At 42.7% G+C, this 18,624-nt stretch carries 19 protein-coding genes and 2 pseudogenes; 4 read left to right on the top strand and 17 right to left on the bottom strand.

The annotated features are described in order from the left end of the window. The 10 genes and pseudogenes from LC586_RS26450 to LC586_RS26405 all read right to left on the bottom strand — a co-directional run. Window positions 1-114: pseudogene (locus tag LC586_RS26450) on the bottom strand (ferredoxin-like domain-containing protein); the annotation flags it as partial. 1 nt (window position 115) lies between these two features. After that, a complete protein-coding gene (locus tag LC586_RS26445; RefSeq protein ID WP_229488208.1) occupies window positions 116-502 on the bottom strand; it encodes a hypothetical protein in 387 nt (128 codons plus the stop codon). Window positions 503-900: 398 nt separating this feature from the next. Further along, window positions 901-1,176 carry a hypothetical protein gene (locus LC586_RS26440; protein ID WP_229488207.1) on the bottom strand — a complete coding sequence of 92 codons (276 nt, stop codon included), beginning with the start codon at window positions 1,174-1,176 and terminating at the stop codon, window positions 901-903. 359 nt (window positions 1,177-1,535) lie between these two features. After that, window positions 1,536-4,196 carry a DNA mismatch repair protein MutS gene (mutS, locus tag LC586_RS26435; RefSeq protein ID WP_229488206.1) on the bottom strand — a complete coding sequence of 887 codons (2,661 nt, stop codon included), beginning with the start codon at window positions 4,194-4,196 and terminating at the stop codon, window positions 1,536-1,538. Between the two features lie 107 nt (window positions 4,197-4,303). Further along, window positions 4,304-4,828 (bottom strand): hypothetical protein, encoded by a 525-nt coding sequence (locus LC586_RS26430; protein WP_229488205.1) that lies wholly within the window; start codon window positions 4,826-4,828, stop codon window positions 4,304-4,306. Window positions 4,829-4,830: 2 nt separating this feature from the next. Then, on the bottom strand, window positions 4,831-6,120 hold the full coding sequence (locus LC586_RS26425; RefSeq protein ID WP_229488204.1) for an AAA family ATPase: 1,290 nt from the start codon (window positions 6,118-6,120) through the stop codon (window positions 4,831-4,833). 148 nt (window positions 6,121-6,268) lie between these two features. Beyond that, the gene (locus LC586_RS26420) at window positions 6,269-6,433 is read right to left on the bottom strand and encodes a type II toxin-antitoxin system HicA family toxin (RefSeq protein ID WP_229488203.1); all 165 of its coding nucleotides are present in this window, start codon (window positions 6,431-6,433) and stop codon (window positions 6,269-6,271) included. 2 nt (window positions 6,434-6,435) lie between these two features. Continuing rightward, complete coding sequence (locus LC586_RS26415) at window positions 6,436-6,681, bottom strand: type II toxin-antitoxin system HicB family antitoxin (RefSeq protein WP_229488202.1); 246 nt, start codon at window positions 6,679-6,681, stop codon at window positions 6,436-6,438. A gap of 188 nt (window positions 6,682-6,869) precedes the next feature. After that, window positions 6,870-8,471, bottom strand: a complete 1,602-nt coding sequence (locus tag LC586_RS26410; protein WP_229488201.1) for an alkaline phosphatase D family protein — start codon at window positions 8,469-8,471, stop codon at window positions 6,870-6,872. A 361-nt stretch (window positions 8,472-8,832) separates the two neighbouring features. Continuing rightward, window positions 8,833-9,135, bottom strand: coding sequence for a hypothetical protein (locus tag LC586_RS26405; protein ID WP_229488200.1), 303 nt, complete (start codon window positions 9,133-9,135; stop codon window positions 8,833-8,835). Between the two features lie 236 nt (window positions 9,136-9,371). On the opposite strand from LC586_RS26405, the pseudogene LC586_RS42765 reads away from it, so the two are divergent. Beyond that, window positions 9,372-9,518, top strand: a pseudogene (locus LC586_RS42765) (ATP-binding protein); the annotation flags it as partial. A gap of 501 nt (window positions 9,519-10,019) precedes the next feature. On the opposite strand, the gene LC586_RS26400 reads toward LC586_RS42765, so the two are convergent. From LC586_RS26400 to LC586_RS42760, 3 genes are all read right to left on the bottom strand, one after another. Then, entirely contained in the window at window positions 10,020-11,123 is a 1,104-nt protein-coding gene (locus LC586_RS26400) for an AI-2E family transporter (RefSeq protein WP_229488199.1), read from the bottom strand. A 211-nt stretch (window positions 11,124-11,334) separates the two neighbouring features. After that, window positions 11,335-11,772 (bottom strand): NUDIX hydrolase, encoded by a 438-nt coding sequence (locus tag LC586_RS26395; protein ID WP_229488198.1) that lies wholly within the window; start codon window positions 11,770-11,772, stop codon window positions 11,335-11,337. A gap of 20 nt (window positions 11,773-11,792) precedes the next feature. Then, the gene (locus tag LC586_RS42760; RefSeq protein WP_438822932.1) at window positions 11,793-12,398 is read right to left on the bottom strand and encodes a hypothetical protein; all 606 of its coding nucleotides are present in this window, start codon (window positions 12,396-12,398) and stop codon (window positions 11,793-11,795) included. Window positions 12,399-12,624: 226 nt separating this feature from the next. On the opposite strand from LC586_RS42760, the gene folD reads away from it, so the two are divergent. The 3 genes from folD to LC586_RS26375 all read left to right on the top strand — a co-directional run bounded on the left by folD (window position 12,625) and on the right by LC586_RS26375 (window position 15,366). Continuing rightward, complete coding sequence (gene folD / locus LC586_RS26385; RefSeq protein WP_229488197.1) at window positions 12,625-13,512, top strand: bifunctional methylenetetrahydrofolate dehydrogenase/methenyltetrahydrofolate cyclohydrolase FolD; 888 nt, start codon at window positions 12,625-12,627, stop codon at window positions 13,510-13,512. 160 nt (window positions 13,513-13,672) lie between these two features. Continuing rightward, the gene (crtE, locus tag LC586_RS26380; RefSeq protein ID WP_229488196.1) at window positions 13,673-14,605 is read left to right on the top strand and encodes a geranylgeranyl diphosphate synthase CrtE; all 933 of its coding nucleotides are present in this window, start codon (window positions 13,673-13,675) and stop codon (window positions 14,603-14,605) included. A gap of 305 nt (window positions 14,606-14,910) precedes the next feature. Next, entirely contained in the window at window positions 14,911-15,366 is a 456-nt protein-coding gene (locus tag LC586_RS26375) for a divergent PAP2 family protein (protein ID WP_118170665.1), read from the top strand. A gap of 85 nt (window positions 15,367-15,451) precedes the next feature. Here LC586_RS26375 and LC586_RS26370 read toward each other — a convergent pair whose 3' ends face one another. The 4 genes from LC586_RS26370 to LC586_RS26355 all read right to left on the bottom strand — a co-directional run bounded on the left by LC586_RS26370 (window position 15,452) and on the right by LC586_RS26355 (window position 18,411). Beyond that, window positions 15,452-16,126 (bottom strand): hypothetical protein, encoded by a 675-nt coding sequence (locus tag LC586_RS26370; RefSeq protein WP_229488195.1) that lies wholly within the window; start codon window positions 16,124-16,126, stop codon window positions 15,452-15,454. A gap of 235 nt (window positions 16,127-16,361) precedes the next feature. Beyond that, window positions 16,362-16,691: an MgPME-cyclase complex family protein gene (locus tag LC586_RS26365; RefSeq protein WP_229488194.1), complete on the bottom strand. Its 330-nt coding sequence runs from the start codon at window positions 16,689-16,691 to the stop codon at window positions 16,362-16,364. 65 nt (window positions 16,692-16,756) lie between these two features. Next, window positions 16,757-17,476: a nuclear transport factor 2 family protein gene (locus LC586_RS26360; protein WP_229488193.1), complete on the bottom strand. Its 720-nt coding sequence runs from the start codon at window positions 17,474-17,476 to the stop codon at window positions 16,757-16,759. Window positions 17,477-17,685: 209 nt separating this feature from the next. Then, window positions 17,686-18,411 carry a pyridoxine 5'-phosphate synthase gene (locus LC586_RS26355; RefSeq protein ID WP_229488192.1) on the bottom strand — a complete coding sequence of 242 codons (726 nt, stop codon included), beginning with the start codon at window positions 18,409-18,411 and terminating at the stop codon, window positions 17,686-17,688. Window positions 18,412-18,624 lie beyond the last annotated feature (213 nt).

Below are 18,624 nucleotides of genomic sequence, written 5' to 3'. Positions count from 1 at the left end.
AGTGGTTAAACCAACTGCGTGAAATCTATTAAAGATATCTGGTAAATCTTCAATTCTGATCCCCCGTAATTGGATATTCTGTCTCGTAGTAATATCAGCGCAGCCATCATCCCCCTTAATCCGAAGATTCTCCATCCCTGCGCCCAAGTTCATAAATGCCAGCGCCCATACAAGCTAATATACCTGTACTAATTCCCCAACTCTCACCTAAACTAATTTCCAGAACCCAGTTACATAAAGCACCAATTACCAAAAAAGGCACAATGCTAAATAATGAAGCGTAGAAGGAGTTTTGGGATTCTCTGGCTTTACGAGTCTTTTCAAATTCTGACTGGCTGGTATAAAGCGATCGCTCGGCAAAGTTAAACCAGCGATTGAGTTGCTCGATTACCCATTCATTGACTCTTGATAAAGCTAGATATAGCGCCAATGACCACAAACTCGCTCCAGCGATTGCGATCGTGTCTAACTCAAAGGAAAAAGGCAAAATTTCAGTCAGCATTGCTTATGGGAGTCCTGCAAAGGGTTGACTTTAGCTTTTAGTAGATGCTAAATAAACCTCTTGTGCAATTTTAAGCATAAAGGTTGACAAGATTTCAACTAGTTGACAGATATCCTACTCCTTTTTATTGTCCAAGCGAAGATCCTAGCTTCTTGACTGATGCCTATTGTGTTATTTCAGCAGGTGGCGCACCTTTGGAGATAATGAGCCAAATAATTGATGTTGTCCGGAGGCGGAGCGTCTCCGGCTCCGCAAAAACTCAACTAACTGTTTACTTGTATAAGAAGCGGTAAAATTTAGTAACAGAGCGTTTCGTTTTTGACTCGCTTACATCCCCTCTTTGCCTTGTCTACGACACGCTGCGCGAACGGCTGAGGAAGGGGAATTACGCGATTAGGTTAAAAATTAACTTTTGCTTTCACGTTTCGGTGTTTCGCGCAGTCTGTAGCAGCTTCCGTCTTGACTGTAGTAACTTCTGCCTTCACGTTTCGGTGTTTCGCGCAGTCTGTAGCAGCTTCCGCCTTGACTGTAGTAACTTCTGCCTTCACGTTTCGGTGTTTCGCGCAGTCTGTAGCAGCTTCCGCCTTGACTGTAGTAACTTCTGCCTTCACGTTTCGGTGTTTCGCGCAGTCTGTAGCAGCTTCCGTCTTTCCTGTAGTAACTTCTGCCTTCACGTTTCGGTGTTTCGCGCAGTCTGTAGCAGCTTCTGCCTTGAAGATAGCTACGAGTATCAGATGGTTGGAGGTATTCGTAAAAGCGATGTCTACGACGGGCTACGCCTACGCAAACACAGGTTCCAAAAAATATAAGTAAGTGGGCTTTGCTAACCAAAATCACCTTATATTAATTCGCTATGAAGATGCACTTAATTATTAAAAAATACATACAAGGATCTTGAAAAGCCGTCGTAGAACGACGGGGTTTTAAACCCATTTTTTCGATAACAATTTATGGACTGTTATCGATTTTGGTGCTATTTTCGCTACCTCAACACGCAATGCATCGGTCTGCATTGTTAAAGAAATGCGGTATCTCAATCCAGATTTTGCAGCCCCATCGCAATTTTACTATGCTTCTCAATTTGCCCCATCACTTGTTTTGCTCGTTGAATAACTACGGCTGGTAAACCCGCCAATCTTCCCGCCTCAATTCCATAAGACTTATCAGCGCCTCCCGGTTGGACTTGGTGCAAAAAGATAATTTGGTCGGGTAATTCTTTGACTGTTACCTGATAGTTAGCCACATTCGGCAGAATGCTAGCCAGTTCGTTCAATTCATGATAATGAGTAGCAAAAATCGTTCGCGCCCGAATATCCACTGCTATATATTCCGCCACCGCCCAAGCTATGGAAAGACCATCAAATGTTGCTGTTCCGCGACCAATTTCATCTAACAGTACCAGCGACCTAGATGTGGCATGGTTGAGAATATTCGCCGTTTCATTCATCTCCACCATGAAGGTAGATTGACCAGTTGCAAGATCATCTACTGCACCTACACGGGTGAAAATGCGATCGCATATTCCCAATCTGGCAAACCTAGCTGGTACAAAACTACCAATCTGCGCCATTAACTGAATCAATCCCACCTGACGCAAATAACAACTTTTGCCACTCGCATTTGGCCCGGTGAGGATGATCAAATCGGGATTGTCATTTGTCATTTGTCCTACCCTGCGGGAAGCCGCTGGCGCGTCTATGTCACTTGTTATTTGTCCTTGGTCATCTCCCAATGACAAATGACTAATGACTAATGACTCTTCTCCCAATTGAGTCGAATTCGGCACAAAGAAACCCGCAGGTAAAGACTGTTCCACCACCGGATGACGCCCATCAACTATGTTTATTTCCCTTCCTGACAACATTTCTGGACGACAGTAACCTTGATGCACCGCCAACTCAGCCAAACCACACAACACATCCGCCGCCGCCACTGCACGAGACAAATTGCGAATCACTTCCGCCTCTTGTGCTACCTCTTCCCGCAACGCCGTAAAAATCTCATACTCCAACTGATTTAAATCATCCCGCGCTGTGAGAATCCGGGCTTCCCGTTCCTTCAAATCTGGGGTGATGTAACGTTCCTCATTGGTCAGGGTTTGCTTGCGGATATAATTAGCGGGTACTTGGTCAGCTTTGGTGCGGGAAATACTGATATAATAACCAAAAGTTTTGTTAAATCCTACCTTCAGAGTGGAAATACCCGTTTTAGCTCTCTCATCAACTTCTAAATTGGCAATCCATTGCTGATCTGCTTCTACAGTCGCCTTTCTCTCATCTAACAGGGGATTTACACTAGGGCGAATCAATCCGCCTTCTTTGATTAGTATGGGTGGCGACTCTACAAGATGTGCATGTAACTTTTGTGCTAATTCTTCCAACACAGTTGGGACTTTCTGCAAAGCTTTGAGGAATGGAGAACGCGCTTGGGTTACTAAGCTGGATAATTCTGGTAAGCGTGAGAGAGAATCTGCCAAAGCTACTAAATCTCTAGCATTAGCTGTACCAGAACCTGCCCTTCCCGTCAAGCGTTCTAGGTCATAAATTTGGCGTAACAACTGCCGCAAATCTTGACGCAGGGGCGTATTTTCCATCAATTCTTGGATGGTATCTTGCCGGGCCCGAATGCCTTTAATATCGAGTAGGGGTTGCAACAACCACCGCCGCAAGGCACGCCCACCCATCGCTGTACTAGTTTTATCTAATGCCCAAAGTAGAGAACCGTGAAAAGTGCCATCCCGGACAGTTTGGGTAATTTCCAGGTTACGGCGGGTTTGATTGTCAACAATTAGGTAGTCGGTGACAGTGTAGCTGCGGAGTCTTTGAAGGGTGACAGGGTTTTCTTTTTGAGTATCTTCCAAGTATTCCAGAAGACCGCCAGCTGCACGAACGGCGAGGGGAAGATGATCGCAACCGAGTCCTTCGAGCGATCGCACCTTAAATTTCTGCAATAATCTAGGTCTAGCTTCAGCTTGGGAAAAGGGAACTTGCGATCGCAAGCTATAGCAAAATGATGGTGGTAAACACTGGGGGAGATGGGGCGAAGTTTCTCCTGGACGTAGCAAACTACCTAAATCGGGCGCATTTGTTGGAACTAGCACCTCGGAAGGTTGCAAGCGCATTAATTCCTGTGTCAGATGTTCTAAATCACTACCTTGAGTTGTGAGAAATTCGCCTGTGGATATGTCTGCATAGGCTAAACCCCAATGATTTGCGGCAATTACTACTGCTGCTAGGTAATTATTGCGACTTGATTTGAGCATTCCCTCTTCCAGCAAAGTGCCAGGAGTCAGGATGCGCGTTACCTCGCGTCGCACCAATCTACCAGCAGCTTCAGAAGCATCTTCTACTTGGTCGCAAATTACGACTGCATAGCCTTTTTCTACTAGCAGCGTCGCGTAGCGTTCCCAAGCGTGGTGCGGAACACCAGACATCGCTACTCGTCCCTGTTCGCCAGCTTGTTTGCTAGTGAGAACTAATTCCAATTCTTGCGCTAGTTTTACAGCATCTTGGAAATAGCATTCAAAGAAATCTCCTACCCGATACAGCAATACCGCGTGAGGATATTTATCCTTCGTCTCGACATAGTGCAGGTACATTTGACTTAGCTTACTCCGATCCACCTGTTGATGGTCAGAAATAAAAGTACTTGCATCCGGCTTGGTAGATGGAGTTTCAGAGTGAGAGGCGGTCATAGATGCTATCGAGTTACGCACGGAAATTCCACAATATTTGATGATAACGTGATGTGAAAGTTGAATGGCGATGCCTGCGGCGGGCTTCGCCTACGCTCAAGGATATTTTACCTTTTTGTTCGACTGCTACGACGTGTAGGTGCTGGGGTAGCTGGTTCATAAGCCTTGAGTCCCCCATCGCCCGTAAAAATTTCTACTTGAAATGTGTTACTGGTTTTGGCATAATATTCAGCCACAGTCTTAATTGTCGCATCTCCGATAGAAATTTTTCTAGATGCTAGAGTAGGCCATTCAGCAGCCAACTGTTTCAATTGCTCTGAATTCCAAAGTTCACCTACTTGAGTTTCAAAAACTCCCCAAGGTATGACTCCATCCGCTACTTTCACTAAAATATCACCGAAAGCTTGAGCAATTTCATATCGCTTAGAGTTAGCTTGTGCAATGTGATTACCAGTTTCTATAATTGTTGCTATTGGTAGTATAAACTTTGCACCTTGTTTTTCTTCTTCGTGAAAACGGGTTTCAACTCTTTTTCTATCCCATTTATCATTATCATAACCACAAGTCTCTTTGCCAGGGACACCTAAGTAGACGCCAAGTATTGATGTGTCAATAATCAAAACCTTTCTCATATTTAACTTTGCTTATTATCAGAAAGGCTCTTTTCAATTGCGCCTTTAGTTGCTAGTCTGCCTAAACTTCCCGATGCTAACAAAAGAGGAAGATTTTCAATATCTTCTAAAAGGGTAAGTTTGCTTTCTCCAGTTTCTCGATCGCGGTGTGCGACAACCACAAAAGGAACTATCTCTGGGCCTAAAGCATCAAGTAAAGCTGGGTTATGCGTAGTCAGTAAAATATCAATTTTTCTTTTACTGCCAATTTCCCGCAGTATTCTTACAAGTAATTCCGCACGCGAGGGATGAAGACCATTATCTATTTCTTCAATTACTAGTTGACTTCCTTCTGGTCGAGTAAGTAATGCTGTAATAATTGCTATAAAACGGAGAGTTCCATCTGACATAGTTTTAGCATCTATTAGTGTCATCTCTCCAGGTTTCCATTCTTCTTCACAGTAGAGCATTGCATCAGTTTTCAGTCTCCCAACTGGCTCTGCAAATACTCTCTTAATATCACCTTCTGGAAAATCCTTAATGTAGGCTGATAGAGTTGATTCGACTTCTGATTTTTGTTCACTATCTAATGCTGCTAGTACACCGGCAATATTTGAACCGTCGCTTTCTAAAGTATCAGAAAGAGAGGAATACTCTCGCATTTTTGATGGAATAGGATTTATAAGTAAAATTCTGTTGATACTCAAAGCAATCCTATCTTTGATTCGATTTTTTAAAGGTAAATAGTTTTTATTTAGTTCTGTAACTAACTCATTGATATTAATATTATTTAATTTAGAAGATATTTCTTCCAGTAATTTAGGCGGCATTCCTGATATATCGATAATAGATTCTGCTCTTTTTAAATTACTTTTATTATCTGATCTATCTAATAAAGTAGGTGGCGAAAATAATTGAAATTTTTCTATGTAACTAGTAGAAAAATCTCCTTTAACTCTCTGGGATTGTATATATTCTTCACTAACTTTTACTTCAGGTAGTGTTTGTATTCTAATAGCATATAAATAATCCGTTTTCTCATCCTCACCTGCAACTAGTATTTTTAATATAAACTCTGTTTCTGGTTTAAGTGCAGCCCACTCTACACCACCTCGAATAGATGGAAAAATTTTATCACCTACTAAAGCTGTTTCAATTTTTTCACCTCTAGCAACTCTTTGTAAAAATTCCAAAGCCTCAACAACATTAGATTTACCACTTGCATTTGTCCCAATAAGAACAGTCAACGGGTCAAGTGGAAGCTCCGCATAACGGAAACTTTTCCAATTCTCAAGAATGAGTTGCTTAAGCATGACCAACTCCAAAAATGCTAAAATTTTATTTTTACTAATACTTTTGATAGCAACTTAGGGTGCAAATTGCAGAGTTTAATACACCTTTAAAGTTTCACTCACCTAACCATTTTTCACGAGAAACTCCAGCTTGTCGTAATAGCCGCGATCATAGACCCACACTAATATCACCCTCATAAGGATTGGTAATAATTACAGTAACATCACCTCGCCGCATTTGTGGATGCTTTCCTCCGGCATAGGGGCCTTCAAAACCCAACTCTTGCAGACGTTTTACTAAATCCCGCCAAGAAACAGGGGTTAATCTAGACATTTTTATACAGGTTTGGTCAGTTCATTGAGGTTGATACCAGCGATTACCGGAATCGTTAACCCCAAATGTAACCGTAGCGCTAGCCAATCACTTAAAGCCTCTCTTAATTCCCGCCTACATCCTTCTAGAGTTTGATGATTTGCCCAGACTCCTTGTAAGCTTGGAATTTCACCCCAATAAGTTTGCTCATCTTCAATGATCTCATAAACCGCTAGTTCCATCGCTTGGTCAATGTAGCTTGCCAGCATAATAATTAAACAATCCAGTATCTATCTAAATTTAGCTCCTAACAGTGGCGTAGGCAAAGCCCGCCGCAGGCATCGCACAAGTTTTTCATCATTCAACATCTCACCAAAAACAACAAAGCCAGCAGAAAAAGTAAAAAATTGCGTAATTACTCTATCTAACTGGCTATATTTCGCTAAGTTTTTGATGTTTATTTTTCCGGCGGTAAATCTACACTGTAAACGATTTTTCCTACCAAGTTACGCAGTGTTACCGTCATCACTTTTGTATTTCCATCAATTTTAACTCCTCCAAAGAATTGCAAACCTTCACTTGGGGGTCGATTTGCTTTCGTACCTGGAGGAAGACTTTGAAATACCAATTGTGGGCCAAAGGTATTTTCCAATTGATTGGGGCCAAATGTGCCAGAGTTAAGAGGCCCAGCAACGAACTCCCAAAAAGGCTTAAAGTCGGTAAACTGTGCTTTAGCGGGGTCGTAATAGTGGGCTGCTGCATAATGTACATCAGCAGTTAACCAAACAACATTCTGGATATTTTTATTTTTGATAAATCGTAGTAAATCAGCAATTTCTAATTCTCTTCCTAAAGCTGGGCCATCTCCATTAGCCCAAGCTTCAAAGTCCGTGCTACCGTCTCGAATTATCAGTCCCAGAGGCATATCACTAGCAATCACTTTCCATGTTGCTTTTGATGATAACAATTGCCTTTTTAGCCATTGTATTTGTGTTCTGCCCAGCATTTCTGTTTCTTTACTTGGTACTGGCTGACGATTAGGCGTGTTTGGCCCCCGGTAAGTGCGTTCATCCAGCATGAAAATGTCTAATAATGAGCCATGCTTAAAAGAGCGATAAATTTTCGCTTTATCTAGAGCATTTGTTTCATACCCAATAGGCAGATATTCTAAAAACGCTTGCCTTGCCCTTTTTGCTAACAAGTTAACATCCTTAACTGTGTAGCGCTCATCGTTCAGGAGAAATTCTCCAGGATACCAGTTATTTGTGGTTTCGTGGTCGTCCCACTGTGCCAATATGGGAACTTCAGCGTTGAAACGCTTGATGTTGTCATCCAGCAAATTATAAATATAGTTGCCACGATATTCTGTGAGAGTTTCTGCTACTTTGGATTTTTCTGGTGTAGTAATGTTTTTCCAAATAGTGCCATCGTCTAAAGTGACTTCTGATTGAATGGGGCCATCGGCGTAAATATTATCGCCAGAATGAATAAAAAAGTCGGGATGAAGTTGGCGCATAGTTTCGTAAATTTTCATCCCACCGAAATCAGGATTAATCCCCCATCCCTGACCGGCGGTGTCACCACCCCACACAAAGAATACATCTCGCCCAGATTTGGGGGGAGTGCGGAAAGTGCCTTTGACAGGAGCGCTGTAAGTGCTTTTATAATCTAAATCTTGGAAGATTACCCGATAAAATAATTGTTGGTCTGGTGGCAAGTTCTTCAGATAAAGTCGTGCTGTAAAGTCGCTATTTTGTAAAGCGTTAGGCCCCACAACTCGCTGCACATTTCTAAAAGATTCGCTGGTAGAGTATTCTACGATCATTTTGGCGGGGCGATCGCTGCGACTCCAAATCACAATGCTATCTTTGGAAATATCTCCGCTAGCTACACCATAAGGTATAGCAGGACGCATTTTGTCAGAGGTGATAATTGCAGGCGCTTGGGCAAAAACTTGTGATTTCGATACAAGATTTGTGGCAATAATTCCACCTGCGGTGATAGTTGAACGCAGCAAAAACTGGCGACGGTTTAGTTGCAATGGGCGATTAGATTCCATGATAAATAATGGCAAGCTTAAGAAGTATTACAAAATAAGTGTTTAGCACATTCTCTTATCCAACAAGTAAAGATTGGGTTATTCAAGGGTTAATAGACCTCTTGCATAAATCAAAAATAAGAACCCCACCCCTTACTCCCCTTCCGGATGCTTTGGCTACGGTGTAGACACAAGTCGGAAAAACTTCATCTACCAAAGATTTGCAGTTCGTTACGCTGGCGTGACAAAGCTAAATTCTTGCAATCATGGCGAACGCATTTGTTATATCGCAATACAGTTCAGTTAAGCATTTCTTTCTTCTCTTCCTTTGCGTTCTTTGCGTCCTTTGCGGTTCGTTAAAAAAATTGACTTTGACTAATATTTAAGCCTTAACTGAACCGTATTGTGTTATATCGGCGAACGCATTTATTATTTCGGCGACCGCATTTATTATTTCGGCGACCGCATTTGTTATTTCGGCGACCGCATTTGTTACTTCGGCGACCGCATTTGTTACTTCGGCGACCGCATTTGTTACTTCGGCGACCGCATTTGTTATTTCGGCGACCGCATTTGTTACTTCGGCGAACGCATTTGTTACTTCGGCGAACGCATTTGTTATTTCGGCGAACGCATTTGTTATTTCGGCGAACGCATTTGTTATTTCGGCGTGTCCATAACGCACCCTACGAAACTACTAGAATTGAAACCTATGCTGGTCATACTTGTGTGTACACCGTAGGATGCTAAGGGGAGGGGTTGGGGGTAGGGTGTTAGGAACTTTTACAAGAGGTCTAATAAAAAACTAAAACTTTATTTAAAATTACAATTATTATAAATTAACTTATCCCGATTACTTGTGAGGTTGCACTAAGCGAGTCAAGGAAATCATTCTTTCCTCAATAAATTTTTATCGTCTCGAGTGGCTCGGGAATTCCACAAACTTACCAAAACCAATTGTTTGACCCCTTTTTCAGCACTAAACCAGTTGGCAAATGAACTGGATTAGGTCTATCTATCAGCTATCAAATTGTTGTAGAAAAACACGGTGGTCAAAATAATTCGTAATTTATAATTCGTAATTCGTAATTATTACCTCACGACTGAAGTCGCTTGCTCTAAAATAAGTAATAAATTTATTTGTCTCCATAAACTTTAGTTATATCATGTCCGCTTGATTACTTATTAAACCCGAAGAACCCCACCCCGCCAAAGCTATGCTTTGTCTCCCCTCCCCGCAAGCGGGGAGGGGTTGGGGGTGGGGTGCAATGACTGTGGGAATCATAACTATTTATCCGGACATGATATTAGTTGCTCTGTACCTTTAATTACGAATTACGTTAGCGTAGCGGTAGCGAGGAACGAGCGTCATTACGAATTAGTAATTATTTGGTCAACTGCAATGCATATCGGCTTTTGGCGAAGGGACTGAGTTTATTATTAAAATTACCGATCCACTTAATTCTTAACAAATTCAGGAGAGCTTACCGTAAAACTTTAGAGTAAAAAACAAGCAATAAGCAAAGGATAGTCAATATTGTCAATTCCCCTTAACTTACATATTTATTTTTAACTATAAGTTCCTGCTGTCTCACTTGTAATCTTTATAGGTTCTGCCACGATATCATCTATCTTGTTAAACTCTCCAGCCCGCCAGCTATCTGTTATATCTTTGATAAAACTGGCAATAGGAATCGCAATTAACAAACCCAGAACTCCTCCCAACTTTGCCCCCAACAGCAAAGAAATTACTACCCACACGGGATTTAGCCCAGTCAAATTGCCGAGAATTCTCGGTGCTATAAAATTAGAATTAACTTGGTCGATCGCAACAGCTACACCTAAGACTTCAACTCCTAACCAAAAGTTTTGCAGCGCTACCAACAAACTTACTATAGCGATACCTACTCCTGTACCAAAGGGGAAGAGAGAAAATAAACCAATACCAATGCCAAAAAGTAGAGCTAAGGGAACTTGCAGCGCCAAAAACGCCAGTGTAATTGTCACCCCTAAGACAGCTCCTAATGTTGCTTGACCGATGAAGTAATTGTGGAAATCCTCTCGGAGTAATTCCCGCACTCTTAACCCAATACTAGGGGGAAGCCACTGAAAAACTCCGTCCCAAAGACGTTCACCGTTCAATATTAGGTAGATAGTCAGTACTACCGCCAGCAGCACGTTCAGCACAATACCAATGGTATCGACAGCAAAACCAAGAATTCTACCAGTGAAGGACTGAAGCTGGTTAGATAATCGCTCAAGAACTTGGGTAAATAAACCACTTAAATTAATCGGAAGTTGTTGTTGGCTTAACGCCCAATCTTGGAAAGTTTGCAACTGTTGAGTCCCAGAATCAATCCAACTGGGCAATATATTAGCTAGCTCAACGAGCTGTTGGATAATCAGGGGAACCAAGGTGATGCCTAAAGCCACTAAAACCACTAGAGTCAAAAGTAACACCCCTGCGATCGCCAGGTTGCGTTTTACCCCTTGTTCCTGAAGAAACTGGATTGGATAGTTCAAGACAAAAGCTAGTAGGATGGCGGCGGCGATAATGCTGACCAAGGGTTGAAAATACTGTACAACCTGGAGCAATAGCCAGCCATTGAGAATAATAATCGGAAATGCCAATCCTATAGTTAACCATCGCGGTAGTTTATTTGCTGATTGCATTAGTGATCACTCCACAAGAGTTCTAACTTTATTTTGGCTTCGATTTTGATTTATGAAAAAGCATATAATCATTTAGGAGATCATGCTGCAATTGCAATATACGCAAGCAGGGATAAACTAGTACAGAACGAAGTAAATAGAGCAACCATTTAAAATCCCTAAAAAGCTTATTCGATAATACTTTTGAATGCGTGACTTCTGCCTTGCGGCACTAGGTTTGTTGGTTTGTCTGAATAAAATCCAACATAATTTTTTGATGCACATTCCCCAAAGGTCGCACTTCTCTAGCGTTTTGGGAATAACAGCTACCTTGGTAAATATTTTCTGTGGTCAATAATCCCATATCCCAGCCTTCATTCAAAACCAGTTGATTTAATTCCACCGAGAGTGGTGCATGAAAGACATGACGAACAACTCTTTCGTCGGGATAACACCCAAATTCAACAAAGGGTGGTATAGTATAGCCGATTTCTTCTAAAATTTCTCGCTTCAGTGTTACCTCTGGCGTTTCCCCAGGTTCGATATGACCGCCAAATAGCGCCCAGTAACCAGGGTAGAGAATACCGGGGATGTTATCTCGCAGTTGCATAAGAAACTTGTTTTTTTGGTAGAGAATTGCGATCGCTACATGTATCGGTTGATTGTTCATGTCTTATTTTTAATTGCTAATTATTCTTCTAGATAAACTTCCCCCAATTCTTTACCAGCTAAGGGGATACTTCGGTAGCGAATTTTACCTTTAATAACCACTTGTGCCCCCTCGCCTAGATTCTTTTGATTGGTGACAACCCAAATTTTGCCAGTCGAGTCACTAATTTGATAAGCCCACTGCTTCATCAAAGGAGCTTTCTTTTCCACCTTACCTTGGATGTAAACTGTAGCCTTATTGTCTTGTTCTGGTTTAATTTCTCGAATTGGAGTGACATTAGTACCAATTGTAAAATTAGTCCCATTCAAACCAGACGAGGTTAAACTACCACAGCTACAAAGTCCCACCACCAATAAAAAAATCAACCCCAGGCGGTAGGGAACAATACTGTGCCCGTACAAGAGACCTCTTGCATAAATCAAAAATAAGAACCCCAAAGAGCCAAAGCTACGCTTTGTCTCTCCTCCCCTTGCTAAGGGGAGGGGTTGGGGGTGGGGTATTGGGGACTTTTGCAAGAGGTCTAAGAACGAAAGGGACATTCTCGTTTGTTGCATGAAAGCCACCGATTGAGCAAATTTTTGCTTCACTGCTTGCTTTGTCGCCAGTTTCATCAGGTCTGTTCCCATCTATACTATTCTCTCCACTTTCAGAAACACACTCTTAACTGAGCAAAAAATGTTCTGAATTTCATCCTTAATTCTTTATTCTTCAGATAACGCCATTAATCTGAGAAAATAAAGATTATGGATTCACTGTGAGAAAAACGCTACGACACCAATTAAGAGGCAGGGGGCAGGGGGAAAGACTTGTTGCAAGTGTTTTGACAAAAGGCGAATATAGCTGGGAATTCTCATGGAAACAAAAACTGCCAAACTCCTTGATGGTAAAACAATAGCTGCAAAAATTCAGCAAGAACTTTCTGTTGCCATTACACAATTACAACCAAAAATTGGGCGATCGCCTGGTTTAGCAGTGCTGATGGTTGGCGATAATCCAGCCTCAGCAGCTTATGTTCGTAATAAAGAAAAAGCTTGCGCTAAAGTTGGGATCGCCTCTTTTGGTAAGCATTTTCCCGCCCAAACTACCTTTGAAGAGTTAGAAGAGGTCATAGCTGCACTAAACCACGATGAACGGGTGGATGGAATTCTTGTGCAGCTGCCCTTACCTAACCACTTGGATGCTGTGGCTCTGCTACATCAAATTGATCCCGATAAAGATGCTGATGGACTGCACCCAGTTAACTTGGGGCGACTAGTACGGGGAGAAAGCGGTTTACGCAGCTGCACCCCAGCGGGTGTGATGCGGCTTTTAGAAGAATATGAGATTCCTTTGCAGGGAAAACAGGCAGTAGTGGTGGGACGCAGTATTTTGGTGGGTAAGCCAATGGCACTGATGCTACTAGAAGCTGATGCCACAGTCACGATCGCTCACTCGCGATCGCATGACCTCAAAACCATCACCCAAAATGCTGATATTCTAATTGCAGCAGTAGGTCGTCCCGGACTGATCACTGCTGACATGGTAAAACCGGGCGCTGTTGTGGTAGATGTGGGAATGAATCGTGTCACTGATGCTAGTGGCAAAAGTCGCTTAATCGGCGATGTCCACTTTGAATCAACATCTGCTGTAGCAGAATTTATCACCCCCGTTCCTGGTGGTGTTGGCCCTATGACTGTCGCTGTATTGTTGCAAAATACATTTGCCAGCTATTCCAAGGCGGCAAGAGAAGAAAAAGAGTGAGGAGTGAGGAATGATGAGTTAAAAGTTAAGAGTTATTAATCCTAATTCCTGTACAGACGCGATTAATCGCGTCTCTCCTAATTCTTCATTTTTTCAGCGCCATAGCACCTTAAAATTGTGACGTATAAGACAAAAATCCCAAAATGTCAGGAATTTAAGAATGGTAGCAACTGATAACGTTCAAAAGACACCACCAGAGGAAGCCACGTTTAACTTAGCAGCTTATCTAAAAGAGCGCCAAAAGCTTTGTGATACTGTTTTAGATCAGGCTATCCCCATCATTTATCCAGAAAAGATTTATGAGGCGATGCGCTACTCGTTATTAGCTGGAGGCAAGCGTGTACGTCCCATTCTTTGCCTTGCTACCTGTGAAATGATTGGTGGAACCATCGAAATGGCCATGCCAACGGCTTGTGCTGTGGAGATGATGCACACAATGTCGTTGATTCATGACGACCTACCGGCGATGGATAATGACGATTATCGTCGTGGGAAGCTGACGAATCATAAAGTTTATGGCGAAGATGTGGCGATTTTGGCTGGGGATGGCTTGTTGGCTCTCGCTTTTGAGTTTGTTGCCATTCAAACCCCCCAAAGTGTTAACAGAGAGCTAGTCTTGCAGGTTATTGCCCGTCTTGGTCGGGCGCTGGGGGCAGCTGGTTTGGTCGGCGGTCAAGTTGTCGATTTAGAGTCGGAAGGTAAATCAGATATTTCCCTAGAAACGCTAAATTTCATCCATCAACACAAAACAGCCGCGCTTTTGGAAGCTTGCGTAGTTTGTGGCGGGATCATAGCTGGGGCATCATCTGAAGATGTGCAACGACTGACCCGTTATGCTCAAAATATTGGGCTAGCATTCCAAATCATAGATGATATTCTGGATATCACTTCTACCCAAGAGCAATTAGGCAAAACTGCGGGTAAAGACCAAAAAGCGCAGAAAGTGACCTATCCTAGCCTTTGGGGACTTGAAGAATCTCGCTCAAAAGCCCAAGAGTTAGTTAAAGCAGCTTGTGCGGAATTAGAACCATTTGGAGAGAGAGCCAAATCACTCCAAGCGATCGCTCATTTTATCATCAGCCGCAATAACTAGTAACGCTTTAGGTAATTCGTAATTCGTAATTCGTAATTCGTAATTCGTAATTCTTATACCGCAAGCGTTTCATTGATTTGGAATGGGTGGTTTATTTACGCCATGCTATACTACACCGCCCAGCGAAATTCAAAATTCACTCATATCAAAATCCAAAAAGCTGATTAAGTACGCTTTTGGGTGAATTTGAATAGTTGGTCTGTTTCCACCGTGATGTACTAGGTTAATTTTGGATTTTGGGTTGAATCTAGATGTTTCCTCAACCAACAACTGCTGCTAATATTTACTAACCTAACCAAAATACCATGCAGGACATAGGCAACATTTTAGACAACCGGGTGCTGCTGGTTGCTTTGATAGCTTGTTTAATTGCTCAAGCCCTAAAGCTCGTAGTCGAGATCGTCAAAAATCGCAAACTGAATGTGCGTGTTTTGGTGACAACCGGAGGTATGCCCAGTGCCCATTCAGCTTTAGTTACAGCTCTAGCCGCCGGTGTAGGGCAAACACTCGGTTGGGCATCTCCTGATTTTGCCGTTGCAATGATTTTTGCCATCATCGTGATGTATGATGCAGCCGGAGTTCGCCAAGCGGCTGGTAAGCAAGCTCGTATCCTGAATCAAATGATTGATGAATTATTTCATGAAAAACCAGACTTTAGCCAAGACCGTCTCAAAGAATTACTCGGACATACACCAGTTCAGGTAATAGCTGGGTCGGCTTTGGGCATAACGATCTATTGGTTAGCTAGGTCTGCTTATTAGTCAATAGTCTACAGTCTACAGTCTACAGTTTATTAACGAATGACTAATGACCAATGACTAATGACTAATGACTAATGACTAATGATTACAACCGTACAGTTGAGCGCAGCAGAATTACCTTACGACTATCTACTATGCTGGCAACAAAACCGCCATTGTTCAGCTTCTGCAAGGTATTATATGCTTCAGTTTGGTTAGTCGTATAAACTGCCAACAAGTAAGGGCGTTGTCCATAAGAAACAAAACCTACGTTCCCTCCCACTACTTGTTGCACACTATTTACTAGTTCTGGACGGTTGTAATAATCTACCAGAACTGCATAACCTTCTCCTAATGCTTGAGGATTATAAACTGTCTGCTGAGGTTGCTGTATTGGTGCCTGTTGCTGTGGCTGCACATCTGGCGTTGTTGGTCGAGTGGTGATGATAGCAGACAAGCCAACAATATTGCTGACATACCTTGCCCATCGATTGGCATCATCAATTTTATTAAAGCCCCCTATCCGGGTCACAGTTTCGTTGAGATATTTGCAGTTAATCGTCTTCAGTTCTGGCGGTAAGGCACTACGCAACTGCTTTTGATTATCTGCTGTGGGACTGACTACTAATAAAAGATACTCACCTGCATTTGGTGGTTGACAAAGGGGAATAGCTTGTTGGGCAAAAACAGGACTCATGCCACCAATCAACCCTGCGTAAGCGAAGCTCATCGTAGACATCGCTAATCCTAAAACACTTGGTAAAGTCTGAAATCTATGCACAAAAGTTAGATTATGTAAATCAAGGTGTCTTAGAAGATTTTATAAGAAAAAAGCTGAAAACCCAGTTACTTCAGTATGGGGATAAAATGAGTGTCAAAAAATATATTTTTTTACTCAAAAATAAAATTAGGGAGTGGGGAGTGGGGAGTGGGGAATAGGAAGCAGGGGCAGCAGGGGGAGTAGAGGAGAATAATAAATAACCAATGCCCAATGCCCCATGCCCAATGCCCCATGCCTAAGAGACGGCAGCTAACGATGCCAAGGCATCTGGTATTGTCTCAGAAGGAGCCTGGAATTCACCAGTACTGACGTACTCTAAACGCAGCTTTAACCAAGTAATAAATTGGGGATTAGTAGAAATAATTGCTACTGCTGGTTGGGGACACTTCGCCTTTAGCTCTGTAAACTGCGGTGTTTCCAAGAAAGCTGGTTGCGGAACCAACCAGAAATCTATTTGTTTTTCTTGTTCGTGGTAGTGACGAGTGCGCTCTTTGAGAACTTCGTGTGTCGGTTCTTCTTCAAGAAGAAATTTTTGACTAGCCAAAACGTAATAATATGTTTGCATTTTCATCCTTTGGTTGCTATGTGAATAATTTAAGGGCACAGTGCTGCACTCTGTACCCCTAAACACTAACTCTTGTGCAATTTCTTGAACCAAGAACTGAACGGACAAGCACTTCCCTGCTTTTGGGCATTTATCTGTTTGCCACCAGATGTTAGCTTTTCCAAGAACAGATTATTGTCGAAGTAGTGTTCCAAGGAAATAACCTTCAAGTCATCGGTAACTTTTGCAATGCTCATGCCGATAATTTCTACTGTCTCTCCAGTAGGTGCATGGCCTTTGTATTCTCCTTTAAAATGTCCCCAATGCCGCCATTTGAATGTGACATTTGGTGGCCCTGAGAAAACTTCCAGCACTTCCCAAGGAAATCCTTGGGGAAATGTTGTGTGGAAGACTTTTGCGGATGATTCAAAGCTTTCTTCTGAAGACTTGTAATGTTCTGAATCAGCCATAAATAAATTGTAAGTACCTTGGGCTGATAAATCTGCTGCTGTGTACTCGACTCCGCCATTGGTACTTACACGAAACTTGTCATTCACAATAGATAACCACTGTTGCGGGTTAACTTTGAAGGATACCTCCATCTCGAAGGTTCGCACCAAGTTTTGCACGATCGCTTCCAGTGTACCTTCAAGGTGATTATAAGTACTTTCTTGAGCCAGATTCTCTTTGGAACGGGAATAATCAGGCGGTGTCTGATAGCGCCACTCGACATCAGTGCTTTCTGCTATCACCTTATCCCGATCCTGTACCCAAAGCGGCAGGTTGTTAGACTGTGTTGCGCTCATAGAAGTTTTTGCTGAAGGTTTGCTCTCAATTTCTAGATTTCGCAGTAGACAACCCCTCTTTTAAGATGTGGGGAGTGGGGAGTGGGGAGTGGGGAGTGGGGGGAGCAGGGGAGGCAGGGGAGGCAGGGGGAGTAGAGGAGAATATTTAATAATCAATTCCCTATTCCCTATTCCCTACTCCCTATTCCCTATTCCCTACTCCCTACTCCCTACTCCCTATTCCCTCTTATAGCTTGTTTCATCTCCCGGACTGCCCTTTCCATACCTACTAATGCTGCCCGACTGATGATGGTATGACCAATATTCAGTTCTTCCATACCTGGAAGCGCAGCTACCGGATAGACGTTCCAGTAGGTGAGTCCATGACCAGCGTTGACTCGCAATCCAGCTTGAATCGCTTGTTCACACCCTTTAGCTAATATGGCTAATTCTCGCTGGCGATTTGTTTCATCCTTAGCCTCAGCATATTGTCCGGTGTGCAATTCAATAAATCGCGCCTGCACCTTGACAGATGCTTCGATTTGTGGTGGTTCGGCGTCGATAAATAAACTAACTGGAATGCTAGCGCTTTGCAATTTATCGACTATCTCACCTATTCTAGCAATTTGCCCGATAATATCTAATCCGCCTTCTGTTGTGACTTCTTCGCGCTTTTCGGGGACTAAAGTTACATAATCTGGTTTGATATCGAGAGCGATCGCTAGCATTTCATCTGTAGCGGCCATTTCTAAATTAAGATGCGATCGCACTGTTTCTCGCAATATACGCACATCCCTGTCTTGGATATGCCGCCGATCTTCCCGCAGATGTACCGTAATCCCATCAGCACCCGCTAATTCTGCCAGCACCGCCGCCGCCACGGGGTCTGGTTCCACTGTCCGCCGTGCTTGCCGGATGGTGGCGATGTGGTCAATGTTAACGCCAAGTGTAGGCACCCCAAATTTCTCCCAAATCCACAGTCCTCAGAATTTGATTTTACCGGAAATACTGGTCTTGCGTAGCGAAGTAGTCAAAGTAAAGATTAAATATAGCAGGAGGCACAGGAGTGGAATTATGATCTGCGTTTGCTAAGTATGAAAGGCTTATTAACGGAATTCTAATAAGACTTAAACACGACTTGGAACAATGTCTGCATCAGTGGGAGAATT

The sequence above is a fragment of the Nostoc favosum CHAB5714 genome (assembly GCF_020829495.1).
Lineage (GTDB): Bacteria > Cyanobacteriota > Cyanobacteriia > Cyanobacteriales > Nostocaceae > Nostoc > Nostoc favosum.
This window is presented reverse-complemented; position numbering and strand designations above follow the sequence as displayed.